Annotated in this window: 17 protein-coding genes; 11 read left to right on the top strand and 6 right to left on the bottom strand. The window is 69.2% G+C overall.

Features of this window, described 5'->3' with window-relative positions:
• Positions 1-240: 240 nt before the first annotated feature.
• From OB2597_RS10340 to OB2597_RS20950, 6 genes are all read left to right on the top strand, one after another.
• The gene (locus tag OB2597_RS10340; protein ID WP_009805498.1) at positions 241-633 is read left to right on the top strand and encodes a cytidine deaminase; all 393 of its coding nucleotides are present in this window, start codon (positions 241-243) and stop codon (positions 631-633) included.
• Position 634: 1 nt separating this feature from the next.
• Positions 635-1939, top strand: coding sequence for a thymidine phosphorylase (locus tag OB2597_RS10335; RefSeq protein ID WP_009805497.1), 1305 nt, complete (start codon positions 635-637; stop codon positions 1937-1939).
• Positions 1939-3126 (top strand): phosphopentomutase, encoded by a 1188-nt coding sequence (locus OB2597_RS10330; RefSeq protein ID WP_009805496.1) that lies wholly within the window; start codon positions 1939-1941, stop codon positions 3124-3126. The genes OB2597_RS10335 and OB2597_RS10330 overlap by 1 nt, the downstream gene beginning before the upstream one ends.
• 196 nt (positions 3127-3322) lie before the next feature.
• Positions 3323-4315 (top strand): adenosine deaminase, encoded by a 993-nt coding sequence (locus OB2597_RS10325; RefSeq protein ID WP_009805495.1) that lies wholly within the window; start codon positions 3323-3325, stop codon positions 4313-4315.
• A complete protein-coding gene (gene upp, locus OB2597_RS10320; protein ID WP_009805494.1) occupies positions 4312-4944 on the top strand; it encodes a uracil phosphoribosyltransferase in 633 nt (210 codons plus the stop codon). Before OB2597_RS10325 ends, upp begins: the two co-directional genes overlap by 4 nt.
• Before the next feature lie 63 nt (positions 4945-5007).
• Positions 5008-6342 carry an SPOR domain-containing protein gene (locus tag OB2597_RS20950; protein ID WP_009805493.1) on the top strand — a complete coding sequence of 445 codons (1335 nt, stop codon included), beginning with the start codon at positions 5008-5010 and terminating at the stop codon, positions 6340-6342.
• A gap of 132 nt (positions 6343-6474) precedes the next feature.
• Here the strand turns inward: OB2597_RS20950 and OB2597_RS10310 are convergent, their stop codons facing one another.
• The 4 genes from OB2597_RS10310 to OB2597_RS10295 form a co-directional block, all read right to left on the bottom strand.
• Positions 6475-6762, bottom strand: coding sequence for an Ada metal-binding domain-containing protein (locus tag OB2597_RS10310; RefSeq protein ID WP_009805492.1), 288 nt, complete (start codon positions 6760-6762; stop codon positions 6475-6477).
• 64 nt (positions 6763-6826) lie between these two features.
• Positions 6827-7852 (bottom strand): hypothetical protein, encoded by a 1026-nt coding sequence (locus OB2597_RS10305; RefSeq protein WP_009805491.1) that lies wholly within the window; start codon positions 7850-7852, stop codon positions 6827-6829.
• A gap of 343 nt (positions 7853-8195) precedes the next feature.
• Positions 8196-9824, bottom strand: coding sequence for an AMP-binding protein (locus OB2597_RS10300; protein WP_009805490.1), 1629 nt, complete (start codon positions 9822-9824; stop codon positions 8196-8198).
• 98 nt (positions 9825-9922) lie between these two features.
• Positions 9923-10663: a sulfite exporter TauE/SafE family protein gene (locus tag OB2597_RS10295; protein WP_009805489.1), complete on the bottom strand. Its 741-nt coding sequence runs from the start codon at positions 10661-10663 to the stop codon at positions 9923-9925.
• 533 nt (positions 10664-11196) lie between these two features.
• Between OB2597_RS10295 and OB2597_RS10290 the strand changes: the two genes are divergently transcribed.
• From OB2597_RS10290 to OB2597_RS10270, 5 genes are all read left to right on the top strand, one after another.
• Complete coding sequence (locus OB2597_RS10290; protein WP_009805488.1) at positions 11197-11850, top strand: sulfotransferase family protein; 654 nt, start codon at positions 11197-11199, stop codon at positions 11848-11850.
• Positions 11851-12016: 166 nt separating this feature from the next.
• Positions 12017-12670, top strand: coding sequence for a Hint domain-containing protein (locus tag OB2597_RS10285; RefSeq protein WP_009805487.1), 654 nt, complete (start codon positions 12017-12019; stop codon positions 12668-12670).
• A gap of 361 nt (positions 12671-13031) precedes the next feature.
• Positions 13032-14051 carry an ABC transporter substrate-binding protein gene (locus OB2597_RS10280; protein WP_009805486.1) on the top strand — a complete coding sequence of 340 codons (1020 nt, stop codon included), beginning with the start codon at positions 13032-13034 and terminating at the stop codon, positions 14049-14051.
• Positions 14052-14096: 45 nt separating this feature from the next.
• Positions 14097-14897, top strand: coding sequence for an ABC transporter ATP-binding protein (locus tag OB2597_RS10275; RefSeq protein ID WP_009805485.1), 801 nt, complete (start codon positions 14097-14099; stop codon positions 14895-14897).
• Positions 14897-15661 carry an ABC transporter permease gene (locus tag OB2597_RS10270; protein WP_009805484.1) on the top strand — a complete coding sequence of 255 codons (765 nt, stop codon included), beginning with the start codon at positions 14897-14899 and terminating at the stop codon, positions 15659-15661. Before OB2597_RS10275 ends, OB2597_RS10270 begins: the two co-directional genes overlap by 1 nt.
• A 55-nt stretch (positions 15662-15716) precedes the next feature.
• Here OB2597_RS10270 and OB2597_RS10265 read toward each other — a convergent pair whose 3' ends face one another.
• Together OB2597_RS10265 and OB2597_RS10260 are read right to left on the bottom strand one after the other, a co-directional pair.
• Positions 15717-16619: a hypothetical protein gene (locus OB2597_RS10265; RefSeq protein ID WP_148234712.1), complete on the bottom strand. Its 903-nt coding sequence runs from the start codon at positions 16617-16619 to the stop codon at positions 15717-15719.
• Between the two features lie 246 nt (positions 16620-16865).
• Positions 16866-19049, bottom strand: coding sequence for a 3-hydroxyacyl-CoA dehydrogenase NAD-binding domain-containing protein (locus OB2597_RS10260; protein ID WP_009805482.1), 2184 nt, complete (start codon positions 19047-19049; stop codon positions 16866-16868).
• Positions 19050-19238 lie beyond the last annotated feature (189 nt).

The raw sequence follows: 19238 nt of genomic DNA, 5'->3' as shown, positions 1-19238 counted from the left end.
CGCCATCAGCTTTTCCCGACGAAAGAACCCCGGGCCGAACCCGAGGATTCGGGCACGAGCGGGAAAGAGGTCATCCTCGGGCTCGACCCGAGGTTCTCCGGACAGGATCTTCCGCCGTGATCGCCGCGCCGGTGACCCGGGGCGGAGCCCCCGCGACGTCGCTCCCGCCCGGACCCGAGGAGACCCCTTGCAATGGCGGGCGGGCGGGCCAAGACTGCGACTCCCACAGGGGAGGTCACGATGGACATGTTGCAAGCGGCGCGGGAGGTTCGCGAGAACGCCTATGCGCCTTACTCCAATTTCAAGGTCGGCGCGGCGATCCGCGCGGGGTCGGGCAAGGTCTATACCGGGGTCAATGTCGAGAACGTGGCCTACCCCGAGGGGACCTGCGCCGAGGCGGGGGCCATCGCCGCCATGGTCGCGGCCGGAGAGACCGTCATCGCCGAGGTTGCGGTGATCGCCGACAGCCCCAGCCCCGTGCCCTGCTGCGGGGGGTGCCGGCAGAAGCTGGCGGAATTCGGCGGACCCGAGGTGCCGGTGACCATGGCCACCCTCGGGGGGGCGACCCTGACACTGACCCTGGCCGAGATCCTGCCGGGCCGTTTCGCGGCGGACCACCTGGAGGCCGGCTGAGATGGATGCGCGCCGGATCATCGCACGCCTGCGGGACGGAGAGACGCCCGCGCGCGCGGAACTGCAATGGTTCGCGCAGGGGCTCGCCGACGGGCAGGTCACCGATGCGCAGGCGGGCGCCTTCGCCATGGCGGCCCTGCTCAACGGCATGGCGGACGAGGGACGCGTGGCGCTGACCATGGCGATGCGCGACAGCGGCCGGGTGCTGCACTGGGATTTCGACGGGCCGGTGCTGGACAAGCATTCCACGGGCGGCGTGGGCGATTGCGTCAGCCTGGTGCTGGCGCCCGCTCTCGCGGCCTGCGGCGCCCATGTGCCGATGATTTCGGGCCGGGGGCTCGGCCATACCGGCGGCACGCTCGACAAGATGGAGGCGATTCCCGGGGTCGTCACCGCGCTCGACGAGACCCGCTTCAGGGAGGTCGTGCGCAAGGCGGGCTGCGCCATCGTCTCGGCGACGACGGATATCGCCCCGGCCGACCGCCGCCTCTACGCCATTCGCGACGTGACCTCGACGGTGGAAAGCCTCGATCTGATCACCGCCTCGATCCTGTCCAAGAAGCTCGCGGCGGGGCTCGACGGCCTGGTGCTCGACGTCAAGATCGGCTCGGGCGCGTTCATGAAGCAGATGGACGAGGCCAAGTCGCTGGCCGAGGCGCTGGTGACCACGGCGAACGAGGCCGGCTGCCGCACGGCCGCGGTGATCTCGGACATGAGCCAGCCGCTCGCGCCCGCGCTCGGCAACGCGCTCGAGGTGGCGGCCTCCTGCGAGGTGCTGACCGGGCGGTCCGAGGGTGCGCTGCTCGACCTCTCGGCGACGCTGGGCGGGGTCGTGCTGGCGGGGGCTGGCCTGGCGGAGGACGTGGCCGGCGGCCATGCCGCGATCCTGGCCGCGATCTCTTCCGGTGCGGCGGCCGAGCGTTTCGGCCGGATGGTCGCGGCCATGGGCGGCCCGGTGCAGTTCATCGAGGACCCTGCCCGCTACCTGCCCGAAGCGACCGTGATCCGCGAAATTCCCGCCCCGGCGGATGGCTACGTGGCGGAAATCGACGGGCAGGCGCTTGGCATGACCGTCGTCGACCTGGGCGGCGGGCGGCATGTGGAATCGGACGCCATCGACTATGCGGTCGGCCTGTCGGACATGCTGCCGCTCGGCACGCGGGTGCGCCGGGGCGACACGCTCGGCCGGGTCCATGCCTCGCGCATGGAGAGCGCGGCGCAGGCGGCCCGCGAGGTGCAGGCCGCGATCATCCTCAGCGAGGGGACGCCCGAGGTGCCGCCGCTGATCCGCGACGGGGTGGGCTGATGGCGCGGGTCTTTCTCTGCGTGATGGATTCCGTGGGCATCGGCGGGGCGCCGGATGCGGGCCGCTTCTTCAACGGCGACGTGCCCGACACCGGCGCCAACACGGTCGGCCATATCGCCCGCGCCTGCGCCCGCGGCATGGCGGAAGAGGGGCGCTCGGGGCCGCTTCGGGTGCCGCATCTCGAGGCGCTCGGTCTCGGGGCGGCTGTGCGGCTGGCCTCGGGGGCCGAGGCGCCGGGGCTGGAGGCCGAGCCGCGGGGCCTCTGGGGCGCGGCGACCGAGGTCTCGCCCGGCAAGGACACGCCCTCGGGGCATTGGGAACTGGCCGGGGTGCCGGTGCCCTGGGACTGGCACTACTTTCCGGACACGACCCCCGCCTTTCCCGAGGACCTCGTGGCCGAGGTCTGCCGGCTGGCCGGAACGGAGGACATTCTCGGCAACCGTCACGCCTCGGGCACGGCCATCATCCGCGAGCTGGGCGAGACGCATCTGCGCACCGGCCGGCCGATCTGCTACACCTCGGCCGACAGCGTCTTCCAGATCGCCGCGCACGAGCAGAGCTTCGGCCTGCAGCGTCTGCTCGACCTCTGCTGGTCGCTCGCGCCGGTCCTGCACGACATGAAGGTGGGCCGGGTCATCGCGCGCCCCTTCGTCGGTGCCAGGCCCGCCGATTTCGAACGCACGACCAACCGCAGGGACTTTGCCATCGCGCCCCCGGCGCCCACGCTCTGCGACCGGGTCCGGTCGGCGGGGCGTCCGGTGCACGCGATCGGCAAGATCGGCGACATCTTCTCGATGCAGGGGATCGACGACGTGGTGAAAGGCTCGGATGCCGAGCTGATGCGCCATCTCGCCCGGGCCGTGGACATGGCCGGAGAGGGCAGCCTGACCTTCGCCAACTTCGTCGAGTTCGACAGCCTCTACGGCCACCGTCGCGACGTCTCGGGTTATGCCCGGGCGCTCGAAACCTTCGACCGCGGGATCGGGGAGATCCTGCCGAAGCTAGGCCCCGGCGACATGATGATCCTTACCGCGGATCACGGCAACGATCCGACATGGACGGGCACCGATCACACCCGCGAACGGGTTCCGGTCCTGGTTGCGGGGCAGGGCGCGGGCGAACTGGGGCTGATGCCCTTCACCGGGGTGGCCGGGCTGGCGGCGGCGCATCTCGGGGTGCGGATGTGAGCCGCCCGCGGCCCTTGACCGGCACCGCGTCGGCCTGGCCGGAGCTGGGGGCTCTGCCCCCGTCCTGCGGACTCCCCCGGAGTATTTCCGGCAAGATGAAGCAGGGGCGCGCGCCCGGGTCTTCATCTTGCCGCAAATACTCCCGCCGGAGGCCTCGTGCCGCCGCAGGCGGTGCGACATAAAGGAGCGATACGACATGAGCGTTCAGGACCTGCCGAAACTCGAACTTCACCTGCATATCGAAGGCGCGGCGCCGCCCGATTTCATCCGCGGCCTCGCCAGCGAGAAATCGGTCGATCTGGGCGGTGTCTTCCGGGAGGACGGCAGCTATGACTACCGCGACTTCGTGCATTTCCTCAGCGTCTACGAGGCCGCGACCTCGGTCCTGCAGACGCCGGAGGATTACGCCCGCCTGCTGACGGCCGTGCTCGAAGAGAGCGCCGCGCAGGGCGTGATCTACACCGAGACCTTCGTGTCGCCGGACTTCTGCGGCGGATCGGACGTGGAGGCCTGGAAGGACTACCTCCTGGCGATGAAGGAGGCCGCGGAGCGCGCCGAGGCGCGCCTCGGCATCGTCAGCCAGGGGATCGTCACCTGCATCCGGCACTTCGGGCCGGAAAGGGCCCGCGCCCCGGCCCGCTGCGCGGCGGAAACCGCGGGCGACTGGATCACCGGTTTCGGCATCGGCGGCGACGAGGGCAAGGGCAGCCTTCGCGACTTCGCCTACAGTTTCGACATGGCGCGCGAGGCGGGGCTGCACCTGACCGCCCATGCCGGCGAATGGGGCGGGCCGCAGTCGGTGCGCGACGCGCTCGACGATCTGCATGTCGAGCGGATCGGCCACGGGGTGCGCGCCATCGAGGATCCGGCACTGGTCGACCGGCTGGCCGAGGACGGCATCACGCTCGAGGTCTGTCCGGGGTCGAACGTGACGCTCGGGGTCTATCCCTCGTGGGGCGCGCACCCGATCCAGAAGCTGCGCGAGCGCGGCGTCAGGGTCACCGTCTCGACCGACGATCCACCCTTCTTCCACACCACGATGACGCGGGAATACGCGGAACTCGAGCGGACCTTCGGCTGGGAGCCGGCGGATTTCCTGGAAATTTCGCGAACCGCTCTGGACGCGGCCTTCTGCGATGCGGATACCAGGGCCCAGATCGCCGAAAAGCTGAAGGACCATCCGCAATGACCGATCATCTCACCGTCGTCGAACACCCGCTTGTCCAGCACAAGCTGACGATCATGCGGGACAAGTCGACCTCCACCGCCGTCTTCCGCCAGCTCCTGCGCGAGATCAGCCAGCTGCTGGCCTATGAGATCACCCGCAACCTGCCCATGACGACGCAGCGGACCGAGACCCCTCTCGGGCCGATGGACGCGCCGGTGCTCGAGGGCAAGAAGCTGGCCCTGATCTCGATCCTGCGGGCGGGCAACGGGCTGCTGGACGGCGTGCTGGAGCTGATCCCCTCGGCGCGGGTCGGGTTCGTCGGTCTCTATCGCGACGAGAAGACGCTGCAGCCGGTGCAGTACTACTTCAAGGTGCCCGACGGGCTCGACGACCGGCTGGTGATCGCGGTCGATCCGATGCTTGCCACGGGCAATTCCTCGGCCGCGGCGATCGACCTGCTCAAGAATGCGGGCGCCACCAACATCCGCTTCCTCTGCCTGCTGGCCGCGCCCGAGGGCGTCGAACGGATGAAAGAGGCCCATCCCGACGTGCCGATCGTCACCGCCGCGCTCGACAGCCACCTGAACGACAAGGGGTATATCGTTCCGGGTCTAGGGGATGCGGGCGACCGGATGTTCGGCACAAAATAGGCCGCGCTCACTTTACTCGAAGGCGGGACTCGGGCAGGATCGCGGGGAAACCGGGGGGTATTCATGAACAGATTTTCGCGCCGCCTTTCGCTGCTCCTGCTGACCGTGCTCGCCGGGGGCGGGACGGCGCTGGCCCAGGGCTCGCGCGGCCCGGCCGAATACCCCCCCGCCAGCTTCAAGGGCACGCAGTATGTCGACAGCGCCGGCTGCGTCTTCGTGCGCGCGGGCATCGACGGAAACGTGGTCTGGGTGCCCCGGATGTCTCGCAACCGCAGGCCGGTCTGCGGTTTCCAGCCCACCCCGGTGGCCGGCGCGACCTCGGCCCCGGCGGCCTCCTCGGCGGCCGAGGTCACGGTGATCACGGCGGCCCGGCCCGAGACGGCCGCCCCGGCGCCGCCGCGCGCTGCGGTGAGGCGACCCGAGGCCCGGCCGTCTTCGGCGGCCGCGCCGGTGGCCGCGCCATCCCGGTCCAGCCGCCCGGCGCCGGTGGTGACCGGGCCGTCCGTCGCTCCGGTGACCATCGCGCGCACCCGCCGCGTGCCGGCCGCCCCGGCCGTGGAGGCCCGGCCCCGGGCCGTCGCGCCCGGTCGGGCGCCGCACGCCGCCACCCGCGTGACCGGGGTCTGCCCGGGTCTCTCGGTGACCGGGCAGCGCTACATGGGATATGGCGGCCAGGCGGGCCTGCGCTGCGGCCCGCAGGCCGGTTACGCGCCCGGGCACCTGCCACGGCCCGCGGGTGCGGCCCCGCGCGTCGCCGTGCCGGGCCAGGCCGTGCCTCTCGCGGCGTCCTCCTCCGTGCCGGCCTATGACGCGCGGGTTCCCGAGGCGCCCGGCGCAAAGGTTTTCGAGGTGCCGCGTCAGAAGGTCAAGCGCGTGACCCGCGCCCGCACTACGACGCAGGCGCAGATCTCTCCCCGGGCGCGCGTCGTGCCGGACCAAGTCTACCGCAACCGCCTGCTCAGCCAGGAGGGCATCGCGTTGCCCGAGGGCTACAAGAGGGTCTGGGAGGATGATCGCCTGAACCCCCGCCGCGCGGAACAGACCCTCGCGGGCAAGCGGCGGATGGAGATGGTCTGGACCCAGACCGTGCCCCGCCGGCTGGTCCCGGTCGAGATCGCGCCGCGGGACCGGGCGACCACGGCGCGCGTCTCGTCGCGCAGCGCGAAACCGGCGGCCCCGCGGGGGGCGCAGTACATCCAGGTGGGCACCTTCCGCACCCCGTCCAATGCGCAGGCGGTGGCGCGGCGCCTGGCGGCCAGCGGTCTGCCGGTGCGGCTCCGGCATTCGGGCACGGCGCAGGTCGTTCTCGCCGGGCCCTTCGGCAACGACCGCGACCTCGGGCGCGCGCTCTCGACCGCCCGGCGCGCGGGGTTCTCCGACGCGTTTCCGCGCCGCTAGCCCCAACCCAGCGGCTTCTTTGGTCCTGAAAATATCCCGGGGTGGCCCGGGCCCGCCTGCGGGGTCGGGCAGGGGCAGAGCCCCTGACCCGCTCTCCGCCCGTTGCCACGTTCGGCTGATGTTCCGGCGCGTTCAGCCGTGCCGCGATGCCCCGGCCGGCGCCGGATCGTCGTGCAGCGGTCGGCGGCGCTTGCAGGGGCGGAATCCGGCGTCGAGACACGCCCGGGCCGAGCCGAACCAGCGGCAGTTCCCGGGTTTTGGGCGCCGCGCCGGGCAGCCTTGCCGGCAGAAGATACCGGTGGTCGCCACCCCCAGCCAGAGACGTCCGCGCATCCGGCCATCTCGCGAGAAAAACGCGTCGTAGCAGCCCGGGCCGTCGGTCAGGCCCGGCTCGGGCGGGGTGGCGGAGATCCGTGTCATGCAGCCAGCATAGCCGATTCCCCGCTTCGGCGCTGCCGTCAGGGTGCGGGAACCGCCACCGGCGTCACGCGCCGCAGATCGTCTGCAGCCGCAGCCAGTCGGCATCGCGCAGCAGGGGCGGCGGCGCCTCGCCCGCATGGGGATCGGCCTCGATCAGTTCGAGGACGGATTCCCCGGTCACGTCCAGCGCGTAGGCATAGGGGCTGGACCGCACCCCCGCCGCCTCGAAACGCGGCAGAAGCGCCTCGGCGAGCGGGCGCGCCCGGTTGCCGGTCAGCAGGTGTTCGGCGTAGTTGCGCAGCGCGCCGCGCGGCAGGTCGCCGGTGGTGAGCAGGCGGAACGAGGCCGCCAGCCCGGCCCGGTCCAGCAGGCCCGCCAGCGGATCGCCCGAGGCGGCGCGGTGAAGTTCGGCCACCATGTAGCCGGCGACCACGTCTGGTTCCTCGTAATCCTCGATCAGGGCGCGGTTCAGCAGCATCGCCCGGCCGGGCAGCAGCAGCGCGCCGGTCACGCCCTGCCGGACCACCTGGACGTTCAGGCCGGGTTCGTCCGGGGCGACACGCCGCGCCAGCCGGTCCAGCGCCGCCTGTCCCTCGGGGCGGTTGCAGGGCGGACCCGAGACGCGGGCGATCTCGTCCTTCAGCATCTCGCCGATCTCGGCCCGCTTCGCCTTGGGCACGACCGAAACCGCATGACGGCGCATGGCGTCGGGCAGCCAGAACACGCCGCCGCCGACCACCGCCAGCAGGACCGCCACGAGGATCACCAGGCGGAGGCGGCCGGGATGGGGCCGGCGGCGCTCCACGAGCGTCCGCATCCGATCCAGCGCGGCGATCATCTCGGCCTGCGTCTCGTCCAGTTCCAGCGTCTCGCCGGGGTCGCCGTCGGGGTGGAAGACGGCCGGTGTCTCGCCCGGGTTGGCCCGGCCGATGGCGGCGATGGACCAGTGGGCGAGGGGGCGGCCCTGCGGATCGGTGAGCGTCAGCGTCTCCTGGCCGATGGTCGCCGTCACGTCCCGGCGCTGCGCCTCGGGCGTATCGCGCCACAGGCCCGCCGCGCTGAGCTGCTGGTATTGCGTGAATGCCGTCATGTTCCGGGCCTGCTCTGCCTCTGGTGTCAAGCTAGCACGGGTCCCGGATCGGAGCAATTCCGCCCATGTCTCGGCAAGAAACGCCCGAACCGGGCCGGGGTGGATTCTCGGCGCGTCCTTTAACCTGTCATTGCCGAATGTACCGTCCGAACGGGGGCGCGCCGACCCCAATGCCGGGGAGGGGCCGGGTCGGCGCGCCGGATCCGCAGATCCGCCGTCTGCCGGGGGCGCACGCGCCGGACTGCGGCGATCGGATCGACCGGGCCCGCCCTTGCAGCCCGCCCTGGCGGCCGATCGCCGCCGGGACGCGCCCCGGTCCGTCGATCCGACCCGGGTGCGGTCCTCAGCCCTCGCGAACCTGCCGGCGCAGTTCGAACTTCTGGATCTTTCCGGTCGAGGTCTTGGGCAATTCCCGGAACACGACCTTCTTGGGCGTCTTGAAACCGGCCAGCCGTTCGCGGGCATAGGCGATCAGTGCGGCCTCGTCGCCCTCACGCCCGTCCTTGAGTTCGACGAAGGCGCAGGGGACCTCGCCCCATTTCTCGTCCGGTTTGGCGACAACGGCGCAGAGCAGCACGTCCGGGTGACCCATCAGCACGCCCTCGACCTCGACCGAGGAGATGTTCTCGCCGCCCGAGATGATGATGTCCTTGGCGCGGTCGGCGATCTGGAGATAGCCGTCGGAATGCTGGAGCGCGATGTCCCCGGTATGGAAATAGCCGCCCTTGAACGCTTCCTTTGTGGCCTCGGGGTTCTTCAGATAGCCCTTCATCACCCCGTTGCCGCGCATCATGATCTCGCCTGTGGCCTCGGCGTCCATGGGGATCTGCTCCATGTCCGAGGTCATGGCGGTGATGTGTTCGTAGGCGGGCATGGCCACGCCCTGGCGGGCCTTCTTCGCGGCGCGGGCGTCGCCGGTGAGATCGCCCCATAGGTCGTCGTCCCAGGTGGATTCGGTCGCGGGGCCGTAGGTTTCCGTCAGGCCGTAGACCTGGGTGACGTTGAAGCCCATCGGTTCGATCTGGGCGAGCGTCGCGGGGGCGGGGGGCGCGCCGGCGGTGAAGACCTCGACCGTCTGTTCGAAGGGCCGGCGCTGATCCTCGGGGGCGTTGACGAGCATGTTCAGCACGATGGGCGCTCCGCCGAAATGGGTCACGCCCTCGTCGGCGAAGGCTGCGAAGAGGGCGGGTGCGGTGATGTCGCGGCAGCAGACCACGGTGCCGCCGAGCAGCGGGATCATCCAGGTATGGCACCAGCCGTTGCAGTGGAAGAGCGGCACGATGGTCAGGTAGCGCGGGTAGAGCTGCATCCGCCACGACAGGATCTGCCCCATCGCGTTCTGATGCGCACCGCGGTGGTGATAGACCACGCCCTTGGGCCGGCCGGTGGTGCCGGAGGTGTAGTTGAGCGCGATGCTCTCCCATTCGTCCTCGGGCATGATCCAGTCGAAGGCGGGGTCGCCCCGGGCCAGCAAATCCTCGTAGGTCATGTAGTCCGAGCGCGAGTGGACCCCGGCCTGATCGTCGGGGCATTCGATGACGCGCGGTCTGGGCCCCTCCATCCGCTCCATCGCCTCGGCCAGGACCGAGACGAACTGGCTGTCGCAGAGCACGACCTTGGCCCCGCCATGGTCGAGGATATAGGCGACGGTGCCTGCGTCCAGCCGGGTGTTGATCGCGTTGAGCACGGCGCCGCAGGCGGGAACGCCGAAATGCGCCTCGGCATGGGGGGGCAGGTTGGGCAGGATCGTGGCGACCACGTCCCCCGGCGTCACGCCCAGCCCGGCGAGGGCCGAGGCGAGGCGGGTGACGCGCTCGTGATACTCGGCATAGGTCTTGCGGAAGCTGCCGTAGACCAGCGCTTCGCGCCCCGGCCAGATGCGCGCGGCGCGGCGCAGGTTGCTGAGCGGAGTGAGCGGCACGTAATTGGCGGCACACTTTTCCAGCCCGGTTTCGTCGGCCATCCAGCCCATGGCATCCTCCCTGTCAGGTCCGCCATCCGCAATAGCGCAGAAGGCGGGGCGAGGGGAAGCGGGTTGAGGAGGCTTTCGGCCGTGGCCGCGCGATGGTCTCAGGCCAGCAGGGCGGCAGTTCCCTTGGCAAGCAGGATGATCGAGAGCAGGAAGAGAAAGACCTCGATCACTCGGACATAGATCGCCTCGGGCAGGATCTCGGTCAGCCAGCTCCCGAGGGCCGTGCCGCCGACCCCCGCAAGGATGAGCCAGGGGATGAGCGACCAGTCCAGATCGTCGAACTGGCCGGCGAGCGCATAGCCCGGCAGTTTCGACAGGTTCACGAAGGCGAAGGTGATGGCGACGGTGCCGGCATATTCCAGCTTGGGCATCCGCTGCGGCAGGAGATAGGCCTGCGTGGGCGGGCCGGCGGAGTGGGTGAGATAGCTGGCGATACCCGCCAGCGTGCCCCAGGCGAGACCGGGGACCAGGGCCGGTCCGGTCTTGACCGGCGGTCTCCGGCGCAGCCAGGACCGCAGGCAGTACCACAGGCCGATCAGCCCGGTGATGATCAGCAGCAGCGCCTCGGGCGCGACGGTGACCATGACGGTCGCGATGGCGATCCCGAGCAGCATCGCGGGCACGAGGATCTTCAGATTGGCGAGAGAGAAGGTCCGCCGATAGAGCGCCACGCCGACCCAGTCGGTCACGATATAGACAGGCAGCAAGGTGGCGGCGGCGACGACCGGGTTCATCACGAGCGCGACGAGGGGCACGGCCACCGATCCGACGGTCGAGAGGCCGCCCTTGGCGGTGCCGACCATCACGGCGGCGAAAACGAGCAGGTAGACGGGGTCCATTGCGGGTCCGGTAGGTGTCCGACCCGCGATAGCGCTCCGGCGGGCGGGCCGCAAGCGAGACGGGGGAGAGCCGCGTGGTCCGGGGCGGGGACGACGGCGGATCGGAGTGGGGGAGATCCACGGTCGGAGCCGGGGATGACGGTAGTGCGAAGTTGGGGGAGGTCCCCGGGCGGGTCCGGGGACGACGGTGGTGCGGAGTGTCGGGGAGGTCCTCGGGCGGAGCCGGAGATGATCCTGGTGCGGGGTGGTGGGGATCCTTGGCTGGAGCCGGGGATGACTCTGGTGCGGGGTGGCGGAGAGGTCCCCGGTCGGGGCCGGGGGCGACGGTGGAGCGGGGTGGAGGGGATCTACGGGCGGAGCCGGGGGCGACGGTGGTATGGCGTGGCGGTGTGGTCCCCGGGCGGAGCCGGGGACACCTTCGGTTTTGGGTGCGGGGGAGATCGGGTCCGGACGTGGAACGGGCATGGTGCGAAGGCGGCGGCGGGGCGGGCTCCGGTCTTGCCCCGGGTCGGGCGGGCGGGGTAACCGGGGCCATGATCCTGTCGCGCGGGCGCCGCTATCTCTTCATCCACATCCCCAAGACCGGCGGCACCTCGCTGGCGCTGGCGCTCGAGTCGCGGGCGATGAAGGACGACATCATGCTGGGCGACACGCCCAAGGCACGCAACCGGCGGGGCCGCGTCAGGGGGATCGAGAGCCGCGGGCGGCTGTGGAAGCATTCGACGCTCGCCGATCTGGACGGGCTGGTCGCCATGGAGGAGATCGGCGATCTTTTCCTCTTCACCCTCGTGCGCAATCCCTGGGCGCGGGCAGTCAGCTATTATCACTGGCTGCGGAAACAGACCTTCGATCACCCGGCGGTGCGGATCGCCCGAACGCGGGATTTCAGCGGCTTTCTGAACCACCGCCTGATCCGGGAAAGTTTCCGCGTCAGCCCCGCCGCGCATTACGTCACCGACGCCAGCGGCCGGGAACGGCCGGCCCTGTTCATCCGGCTGGAACATTTCGAGACGGATGCCGCGCCGCTCTTCGATCACCTGGGCTTTGCCCTCGCCCTGCCGCAGGAGAACGTGACCGGCGCCGGGGCGGATTACCGCAGGTTCTACGACGACCGCGATTCGGCGCTGCTGGCCGATTGCTGCGCCCGGGACATCGCGCGGTTCGGATACGGCTTCGACGGGCCCTGACTGTCGCACGGCGGCCGACAATGGGCCGCTCAGGGGCCGGACCGTGTCGAAAACGCGGCCAAAGTCCCGAAACTGCCCCATTTCCATCCCGTTCTGGCCCTCAACCCGGCGCTAACTGATCCTGTCAAGAAACGGCAAAACGCCGATCGACGGGAGAATGGAAAAAATGACCCAAGCATTCGACAAGAGCGCCCCCCTCGCACGCCGCATGACCGAGATGACCGGTGCCTATGACGGCGGTGTCCTCGGCGCCTGCTCGGGTCTGATGGAAGGCACCAGGATCGCCACGGCCATGGGGTTCCAGCGGATCGAGACGCTCGAGCCGGGTGCCCGCGTCGTGACCTTCGACAACGGCCTGCAGGAGGTGCGCACCGTGCGCCGCGAGCCGCTTTGGTTCGCCACCGGCGACTGCCCCCGCGCCCTTCAGCCGCTTTTCGTTCCCGCCGGCGCGGTCGGCAATGCGCAGGACATGGTGCTGCTGCCGCACCAGTCCGTGCTTGTCGAAAGCGACGCGGCCGAAGAGGCCTTCGGCGACCCCTTCATCCTGATGCAGGCGAAGGACCTCGAGGGCATCCGCGGCATCACCCGCGTGACCCCGAATGCGCCCGCCACGGTGATCACGCTCGAGTTCGACAATGACGAGGTCGTCTTCGCCGGCTCCGGCGCCATGTGCATCTGTCCCTCGCGCTCGGATCTGCAGGGCCTGCTGAACCGCCCCGAGGGCGGCCGCGAATACCGCACGGTCAAGGCCTATTCCGACGCGGCCATGGTCGCGCGGATCCGCGAAGAACTGGACGGCGGCTTCGCCAAGGCGGCCTGAGCCGGACCTTTCCGCACCTTTTCCCTCGCACCTGTCTCAGTGCGAACCGGCCCCTTGCGTCGACAAGGGGGCAACTCGGCCACGGTCCCTCCGTGGCCCTTTTCTTTTCCGCTTTCCGCCGCCGCCCCCGGTGTCCTCCCGATCTTCGTTCCGGCGCAGGGCGGGGCCGGTGAAAATTCCGGCACCGACCCCGGAGGTTTCGCACGGCTTGCGCGTTTTGCTTGATTTGTGACCTGCATGTCCAATTATTGTGCATGCAGCCGCCCCTCGACGTTCGGAGAGGCCGATGGCCGTGCCGCCGCGCTCCCCCGGAGCGCGGATCCGGGCGACAAGCGGGCGGATCAATTCACAGGAGGATCCCTTGTTCAACAGACTGATCTCCGCAGCCTTCGCCGCGTCGCTCGCGATTTCCGCGACCACCGGCGGGGCACAGGCGGATACCGACATGCCCTTCGCCCTCGACTGGAAGTTCGAAGGCCCGGCCGCGCCCTATTTCCTGGCCATCGACGAGGGATATTTCTCGGACGCCGGCCTGACGGTCGAGATCTCGGAAGGGAAGGGGTCGCTCGACGCGATCCCCAAGGTCGCCACCGGCGCCTTTCCCGTGGGATTCGCCGATATCAACAGCCTGATGCGGTTCAAGGACCAGAACCCCGATGCGCCGGTCACGGCCGTCATGATGGTCTACGACAAGCCGCCCTTTTCGGTGGTCGGCCGCAAGTCGCTCGGCGTCGAGGCTCCGAAGGACCTCGAGGGGACGGTGCTGGGCGCGCCGCCGCCGGACGGGGCCTGGGCGCAGTTCCCGATCTTCGCCGCCGAGAACGACCTCGACATGGAGGCCATCACGGTCGAGCCCGTGGGCTTCCCCACGCGCGAGCCGATGCTGGCCGAGGGCAAGGTCGCCTCGGTGACCGGCTTTTCGTTCTCCTCGACGCTGAACCTCAAGCGGCTGGGCGTGCCCGAGGATGACATCAGCGTCATCCTGATGGCCGATCACGGGGTGGAACTCTACGGCAATGCGATCATCGTGAACACCGACTTCGCCGCCGAGAACCCCGAGGCCGTGACCGGTTTCCTGACCGCCATCGCAAGGGGCTGGAAGGGCGCCATCGCCGATCCCTCCGGCGCCATCACTTCGCTGATCGAGCGCAACCCGGCCGCCGATGCGGACCTCGAGACCGAGCGCCTGCAGATGGCGATCGACGCCAATGTCCTGACCGACTACGTCGCCGAGAACGGCATCGGCGGCATCGACCCGGCCCGCATGGACGCGGCGATCGAACAGACGAAATCGGTCTACGAGTTCACTAACGAACCCGACGCGGCGCTCTATTTCGACGACAGCTACCTGCCCGACGCGGGCAGCCGGATGCTCGAGTAAGGGCCCGGGGGCCGGCGGCATCCCTGCCGGCCCCACCGTATCTGCATGGACAATCTCATCGACATCAAGGGCGTGACCCACGCCTACAAGACACCGAACGGGCCGCTGCCGGTTCTGGACGATCTCAACCTCACCGTGCCGGAGGGCGAATTCGCCGCCGTCGTCGGCCCCTCGGGCTGCGGCAAGTCCACGCTGACCCGGCTGGTCGCGGGGCTGATGAAGCCCGACCGCGGCGAAGTCTGGTTGCACGGCGAACTGGTCAAGTCGCCGCGCAAGACCGTCGGCATGGCCTTTCAGAACCCGGTGATGCTGGAATGGCGGACGATCCTGCAGAACGTGATCCTGCCGCTCGAGATCGTCGCGCCCTCGATGCCCTCGGCCGACCGCAAGGCGCGGGCGATGGAGCTGTTGTCGCTGGTGGGCCTCGAGGGGTTCGAGAACAAGCGCCCGTCGGAGCTGTCGGGCGGGATGCGCCAGCGCGCCTCGCTCTGCCGGGCCATCGTGCACAAGCCCGACGTGCTGATCATGGACGAACCCTTCGGCGCGCTCGACGCCTTCACGCGCGAGGATCTCTGGCAGACCATGCACCAGCTGCGCGCGAATGAGCCGTTCACCGCCGTGCTGATCACCCACGACCTGCGCGAAAGCGTGTATCTGGGCGACCAGGTGATCGTGCTCTCGGGCCGGCCGGCCACGACGCAGTTCGTTCTCGACGTAGGCTACCCGGGCGAGGGGCTGCGGCAGCTCGACGGTCTCTACACGCCGCAATGCGCCGAGATGCTGGCGACGCTGCGGGACCAGATCCGCATCGCCCAGGGGCGGCAGCCCGGACCGGCGGTGCACTGATGCGGATGGCACAGAAAATCGGTGTCCCGATCCTGGCGATCGGCCTCTTCGTCGCCTTCTGGGAGTTCCTCGTCTGGGCCAACGGCTGGCCCGACTACGTTATGGCCTCGCCTTCGGACCTGCCCAAGGCCTATGCCCGGTTCTGGGAACTGTTCCTGGTCGGCAGCTGGCAGACGCTCTGGCGGACCGTTGCGGGGCTGGGGCTGGCGGTGATCTTCGGCACGCTCCTGGGCATGATCATGGGGTTCAGCCGCATCGCTCGGGACGGGCTCTATCCGCTGCTCGTCGGCTTCAACGCGGTGCCCAAGGCGACGCTGGTGCCGGTGCTGGCGCTGCTCTTCATCGGACAGCACAATTTCAACACGGTGCTGATGGCCTTCCTGATCTCGTTCTTTCCGATAGCCGTCTCGGTCGGGATCGGGCTGTCGACGCTGGAACCGGAATACCGCGACATCCTGCGGTCGCTCGGTGCCAGCAAGGTGACGATCTTCCGCAAGATCGCGCTGCCCAAGACCCTGCCGGAATTCTTCGGCGCGCTGAAGGTCTCGGTCACGCTGGCCTTCATCGGCACCAACCTGGTCGAGATCATCTCGCCCCATGGCCGGGGCCTGGGGGCGCTGTTCCTGTCGGGCCAGACGAATTCCAACTATCCGCTGATGTTCGCCGTTCTCATCGCGCTCGCCGTGCTGGGCATCCTGCTCTATTACGGCGTGGTCGCGCTGGAAAAGATCTTCGCGGGCTGGGCCGAGCGGCTGCAGGGCTGAGCGCCGAGGGCGGCGGCGGCCATCGCCCCGCCGCCCCGAGCGCAGAGCGAAGGGATCATGCCTTCCGCCCCGAGGGCCGGCGGCGCCCGATGCCGAGGGTGATCAACGCCCCCGACAACAGCAGGATCCCGGCAGGCAGGGGCACCACCGAAGCGCGCGCCTCGGCCTCGCCCTCGAAATCGGCGACGAAGGACTGATCCGCCAGGAAACTGGCGTAGTCGATCGCAAAGGAGACGGACTGGGTCACCATCAGCGCGGACGAGCTTATCGACCCTGCGCTGTTCGTGAAGGCGGATTCATAGCCCAGAAGATCGTCGGAGAACACCGGCAGCGGTGCGGTTTCGTCGAAGTGCAGACCTCCGTCGAAGGTTCTCAGCCCGTTCCAGTCATGCGTCAGCGCAAAGCTTCCGCGTTGGCTTTCGGCCAGAATGTCGAGCTCGGGCATCACGTAGTTGAGTGTCGCCACGGCCTGGTTCACATCGGCTGCGTCGGGCAAGGCGCCGTTCAGCCGTGCGGGCAGGTTGCCTTCGGCTTCGGCCTTGACCTTGCCCTTCCAGGTGATGGCCGCGCGCGAGGACGCGACCTTGCCGCTGGCCTTGGCGCGGACCCCACGGAAGGCGCCGAGGGGCGGATTGCTGCGGGCGCGCGCCTCGGCCGAGCCATCGGCATCGGCCGCATTGGCCGTCACCTCTCCGGTGTCGCAGCCCCAGCCCGGACAGCCGGCCGCGTCGCTGTCGCCGTAGGATTTGACCACCGCGATGGCGGCCGCCCCGCGGGAGCCGTTGATCCCCTCGAGCAGAAGCTCGAGGGCGAGGTCGATGAGCACTTCCTCGCCTCCGGCGAGCGCCAGTTTCAGCTGGCCCGAAGTGACGGTCGTGGCCTGCGCCGATGACGGCAGGCTGAGGGCCAGTGCGAATGCAAGAAGGCGCGCGGGCGCCCTTAACGAGACCATAGTCATTTCCAGTTCCTCCCAGAAAAACGACTGCTCGCCTCGGCACCAATATACTCCGATCCGCCGATTCCGGCCACTCAAAGAATGTGAATGGTTCCCTCTGCCTAGGGCGGCCGGGCAGAGGCCGGAGCGTTTGCCGCCGCGACCGTCCGGGATCGGCAAGAGGCGCAGGCTTTCACGATCGCTGCCAAAATGCGAAAACCGCGACCTTGGCCGCGGTTTTCCGTTCTCAGTTCGGTCGGTTCGGGACGGTCAGGCCGCCTGTGCGTTCTGCCCGAACCGGCCATAGAAGGTCTGGCCCTTGGATGCCATGTCGCGCAGCAGGTCGGGGCAGCTGAACCGGGGCCCGAACTTCTGCGCCAGCTGGTCGCAGCGCTCGGCGGCGTATTCCGCACCGAGAATGTCGAGCCAGCTGAACGGGCCGCCGGACCAGGGCGCAAAGCCCCAGCCGAGGATCGCGCCCACGTCGCCTTCGCGGATATCCTCCAGCACGCCTTCCTCGAGCGCGCGGACCGCCTCGAGCACCTGGGCGAACATCAGGCGATGCTGCACCTCGGTCACGTCGGGCTGGTCGTCCTGGGTGGGCGTCAGATCGTCGAGCCCCTCCCATAGGCCCTCGCGCTTGCCCTTTTCGTCGTAGCTGTAGAAGCCCGCGTTGGACTTCCGCCCCAGCCGCCCCTGATCGTAGAGGGCGAACATCAGGTCATCGACGGGCTTGTTGTCGGCGGGATACTTGTCGCCGAGCGCCTCTTTCGTGGCCTTGGCGATCTTGACCGCGAGGTCGATCGAGGTCTCGTCGATCAGTTGCAGCGGCCCCACGGGCATCCCCAGAAGGCGGGCGGCATTGTCGACCAGCGCCGGTTCGACGCCCTCGGCCACCATGCGCGCCCCCTCGTTCAGGTAGGGGATGATGCAGCGGTTTGCGTAGAAGAAGCGCGCGTCGTTCACCACGATCGGCGACTTGCGGATCTGGCGCACGTAATCGAGCGCCTTGGCCACCGCGCGGTCGCCCGTCTCGTTGCCCTTGATGATCTCGACCAGCGCCATCTTCTCGACCGGCGAGAAGAAATGGATGCCGATGAACTGCTCGGGCCGCTTGCTGGCCTTCGCCAGATCCGAGATCGGCAGGGTCGAGGTATTGGTGGCGAAGATGCAGTCCTCGGGGACCACGGCCTCGACATTCTTCGTGACCTCGGCCTTCACGCCCACATCCTCGAACACCGCCTCGATGATGAGGTCGGCATCCTTGAGCTGGTCGTAATCTGTGGTGGCGGTGATCTTCTTCAGGACCGCCTCGGCCTTTTCGGGCGTGGACTTGCCGCGCTTGATACCCTTCTCGAAATACGATTCCGCGTAGGCCTTGCCCTTGTCGGCGGCCTCCTGCTTCTGGTCGATCAGCACGACCTCGATCCCGGCCTGGGCCGAGACGAGCGCGATGCCCGCGCCCATCATGCCCGCGCCCATGACGCCGACCTTCTTGACGGTCTGGTCCGGGGCCTCGGGGCGGTTCGCGCCTTTCTCCAGCGCTTCCTTGTTGAGGAAGAGCGACCGGATCATCGCCCCCGACGAGGGGTTCATGATGACGTTGGTGAACCAGCGCGCCTCGATCTTGAGGGCGGTGTCGAAGGGGACCATCGCGCCCTCGTAGACGGCCGAGAGCAGCGCCTTGGCCGCCGGGAAGGCGCCCCAGGTCTGGCCGTTCACCATGGCGTTGGCGCCGACGAAGGTCTGGAAGCCGGCCGGGTGGTAAGGCGCGCCGCCGGGCATCTTGTAGCCCTTCTCATCCCAGGGTTTCACGATCTTGGGCCCGCTCAGGACCCATTCCTTCGCGGCGGCGACCGGATCGGCGGCGACCTCGTCGATGATGCCGGCGGATTTGGCCTTCTTCGGATCGACCGACTTGCCCTGCAGCAGATACTGCGAGGCGCCCATCACGCCCAGCTTGCGCACCAGCCGCGTGGTTCCGCCGGAGCCGGGGAAGATGCCGACCATGATCTCGGGCAGGCCGAGCTTGGCCTTGGGGTTGTCGGCGACGAAGATGCGGTGGCAGGCCAGCGGCAGCTCCAGCCCGATGCCCATGGCGGTGCCGGGCAGGGCGGCCGCGATCGGCTTGCCGCCCTTGTTGGTCTTGGGCTCCATTCCCGCGCGTTCGATCTTGCGCAGCATGTTGTGCAACTGCATGACGCCGTCGAAGACGCCCTCGGCCCCGTTGTCCTTCATTCCGGCGAGGACGTTGAGATCCATACCGCCGGCGAAGCTGTCCTTGCCGGAGGTGATGACGATGCCCTTGACCGCGTCGTCGGCCAGCGCGTCGGTGACGGCGGCCTCGAGTTCCTCGGCGCCCTTGAGGGTGAGAACGTTCATGGACCGGCCGGGCAGGTCCCAGGTGATGATCGCGACGCCGTCGGCGCCTTTTTCCATGGTGAATTCGGTCATTTCAGATCCCTTTCGACAGGGTGGAATTTCGAGTGTCACGGGTGTCGGTTCCGGTCCCGGGGCGTCCAGTCCCGGGACGCGCCCGACCCTCTCTCCGGGAGGGCATATCGGCGCTGCGGAATGCCGCACGACCGCGGTCCGACTGTGTCGGGACGAACCGCCAGGCCACGTCCGGAACGGGTGCGTCCG

The sequence above is a fragment of the Pseudooceanicola batsensis HTCC2597 genome, assembly GCF_000152725.1.
In the GTDB taxonomy this organism is placed as follows: domain Bacteria; phylum Pseudomonadota; class Alphaproteobacteria; order Rhodobacterales; family Rhodobacteraceae; genus Pseudooceanicola; species Pseudooceanicola batsensis.
The sequence above is the reverse complement of the archived record's forward strand: the minus strand, read 5'-3'. Positions and strand labels throughout refer to the sequence as shown.

What these genes read in the sequence shown, in the direction of transcription:
- OB2597_RS10340 (WP_009805498.1), top strand. Translation starts at nt 241, where the DNA reads ATGGACATGTTGCAAGCGGCGCGGGAGGTTCGCGAGAACGCCTATGCG.
- OB2597_RS10335 (WP_009805497.1), top strand. Translation starts at nt 635, where the DNA reads ATGGATGCGCGCCGGATCATCGCACGCCTGCGGGACGGAGAGACGCCC.
- OB2597_RS10330 (WP_009805496.1), top strand. Translation starts at nt 1,939, where the DNA reads ATGGCGCGGGTCTTTCTCTGCGTGATGGATTCCGTGGGCATCGGCGGG.
- OB2597_RS10325 (WP_009805495.1), top strand. Translation starts at nt 3,323, where the DNA reads ATGAGCGTTCAGGACCTGCCGAAACTCGAACTTCACCTGCATATCGAA.
- upp (WP_009805494.1), top strand. Translation starts at nt 4,312, where the DNA reads ATGACCGATCATCTCACCGTCGTCGAACACCCGCTTGTCCAGCACAAG.
- OB2597_RS20950 (WP_009805493.1), top strand. Translation starts at nt 5,008, where the DNA reads ATGAACAGATTTTCGCGCCGCCTTTCGCTGCTCCTGCTGACCGTGCTC.
- OB2597_RS10310 (WP_009805492.1), bottom strand. Translation starts at nt 6,762, where the DNA reads ATGACACGGATCTCCGCCACCCCGCCCGAGCCGGGCCTGACCGACGGC.
- OB2597_RS10305 (WP_009805491.1), bottom strand. Translation starts at nt 7,852, where the DNA reads ATGACGGCATTCACGCAATACCAGCAGCTCAGCGCGGCGGGCCTGTGG.
- OB2597_RS10300 (WP_009805490.1), bottom strand. Translation starts at nt 9,824, where the DNA reads ATGGGCTGGATGGCCGACGAAACCGGGCTGGAAAAGTGTGCCGCCAAT.
- OB2597_RS10295 (WP_009805489.1), bottom strand. Translation starts at nt 10,663, where the DNA reads ATGGACCCCGTCTACCTGCTCGTTTTCGCCGCCGTGATGGTCGGCACC.
- OB2597_RS10290 (WP_009805488.1), top strand. Translation starts at nt 11,197, where the DNA reads ATGATCCTGTCGCGCGGGCGCCGCTATCTCTTCATCCACATCCCCAAG.
- OB2597_RS10285 (WP_009805487.1), top strand. Translation starts at nt 12,017, where the DNA reads ATGACCCAAGCATTCGACAAGAGCGCCCCCCTCGCACGCCGCATGACC.
- OB2597_RS10275 (WP_009805485.1), top strand. Translation starts at nt 14,097, where the DNA reads ATGGACAATCTCATCGACATCAAGGGCGTGACCCACGCCTACAAGACA.
- OB2597_RS10270 (WP_009805484.1), top strand. Translation starts at nt 14,897, where the DNA reads ATGCGGATGGCACAGAAAATCGGTGTCCCGATCCTGGCGATCGGCCTC.
- OB2597_RS10265 (WP_148234712.1), bottom strand. Translation starts at nt 16,619, where the DNA reads ATGACTATGGTCTCGTTAAGGGCGCCCGCGCGCCTTCTTGCATTCGCA.
- OB2597_RS10260 (WP_009805482.1), bottom strand. Translation starts at nt 19,049, where the DNA reads ATGACCGAATTCACCATGGAAAAAGGCGCCGACGGCGTCGCGATCATC.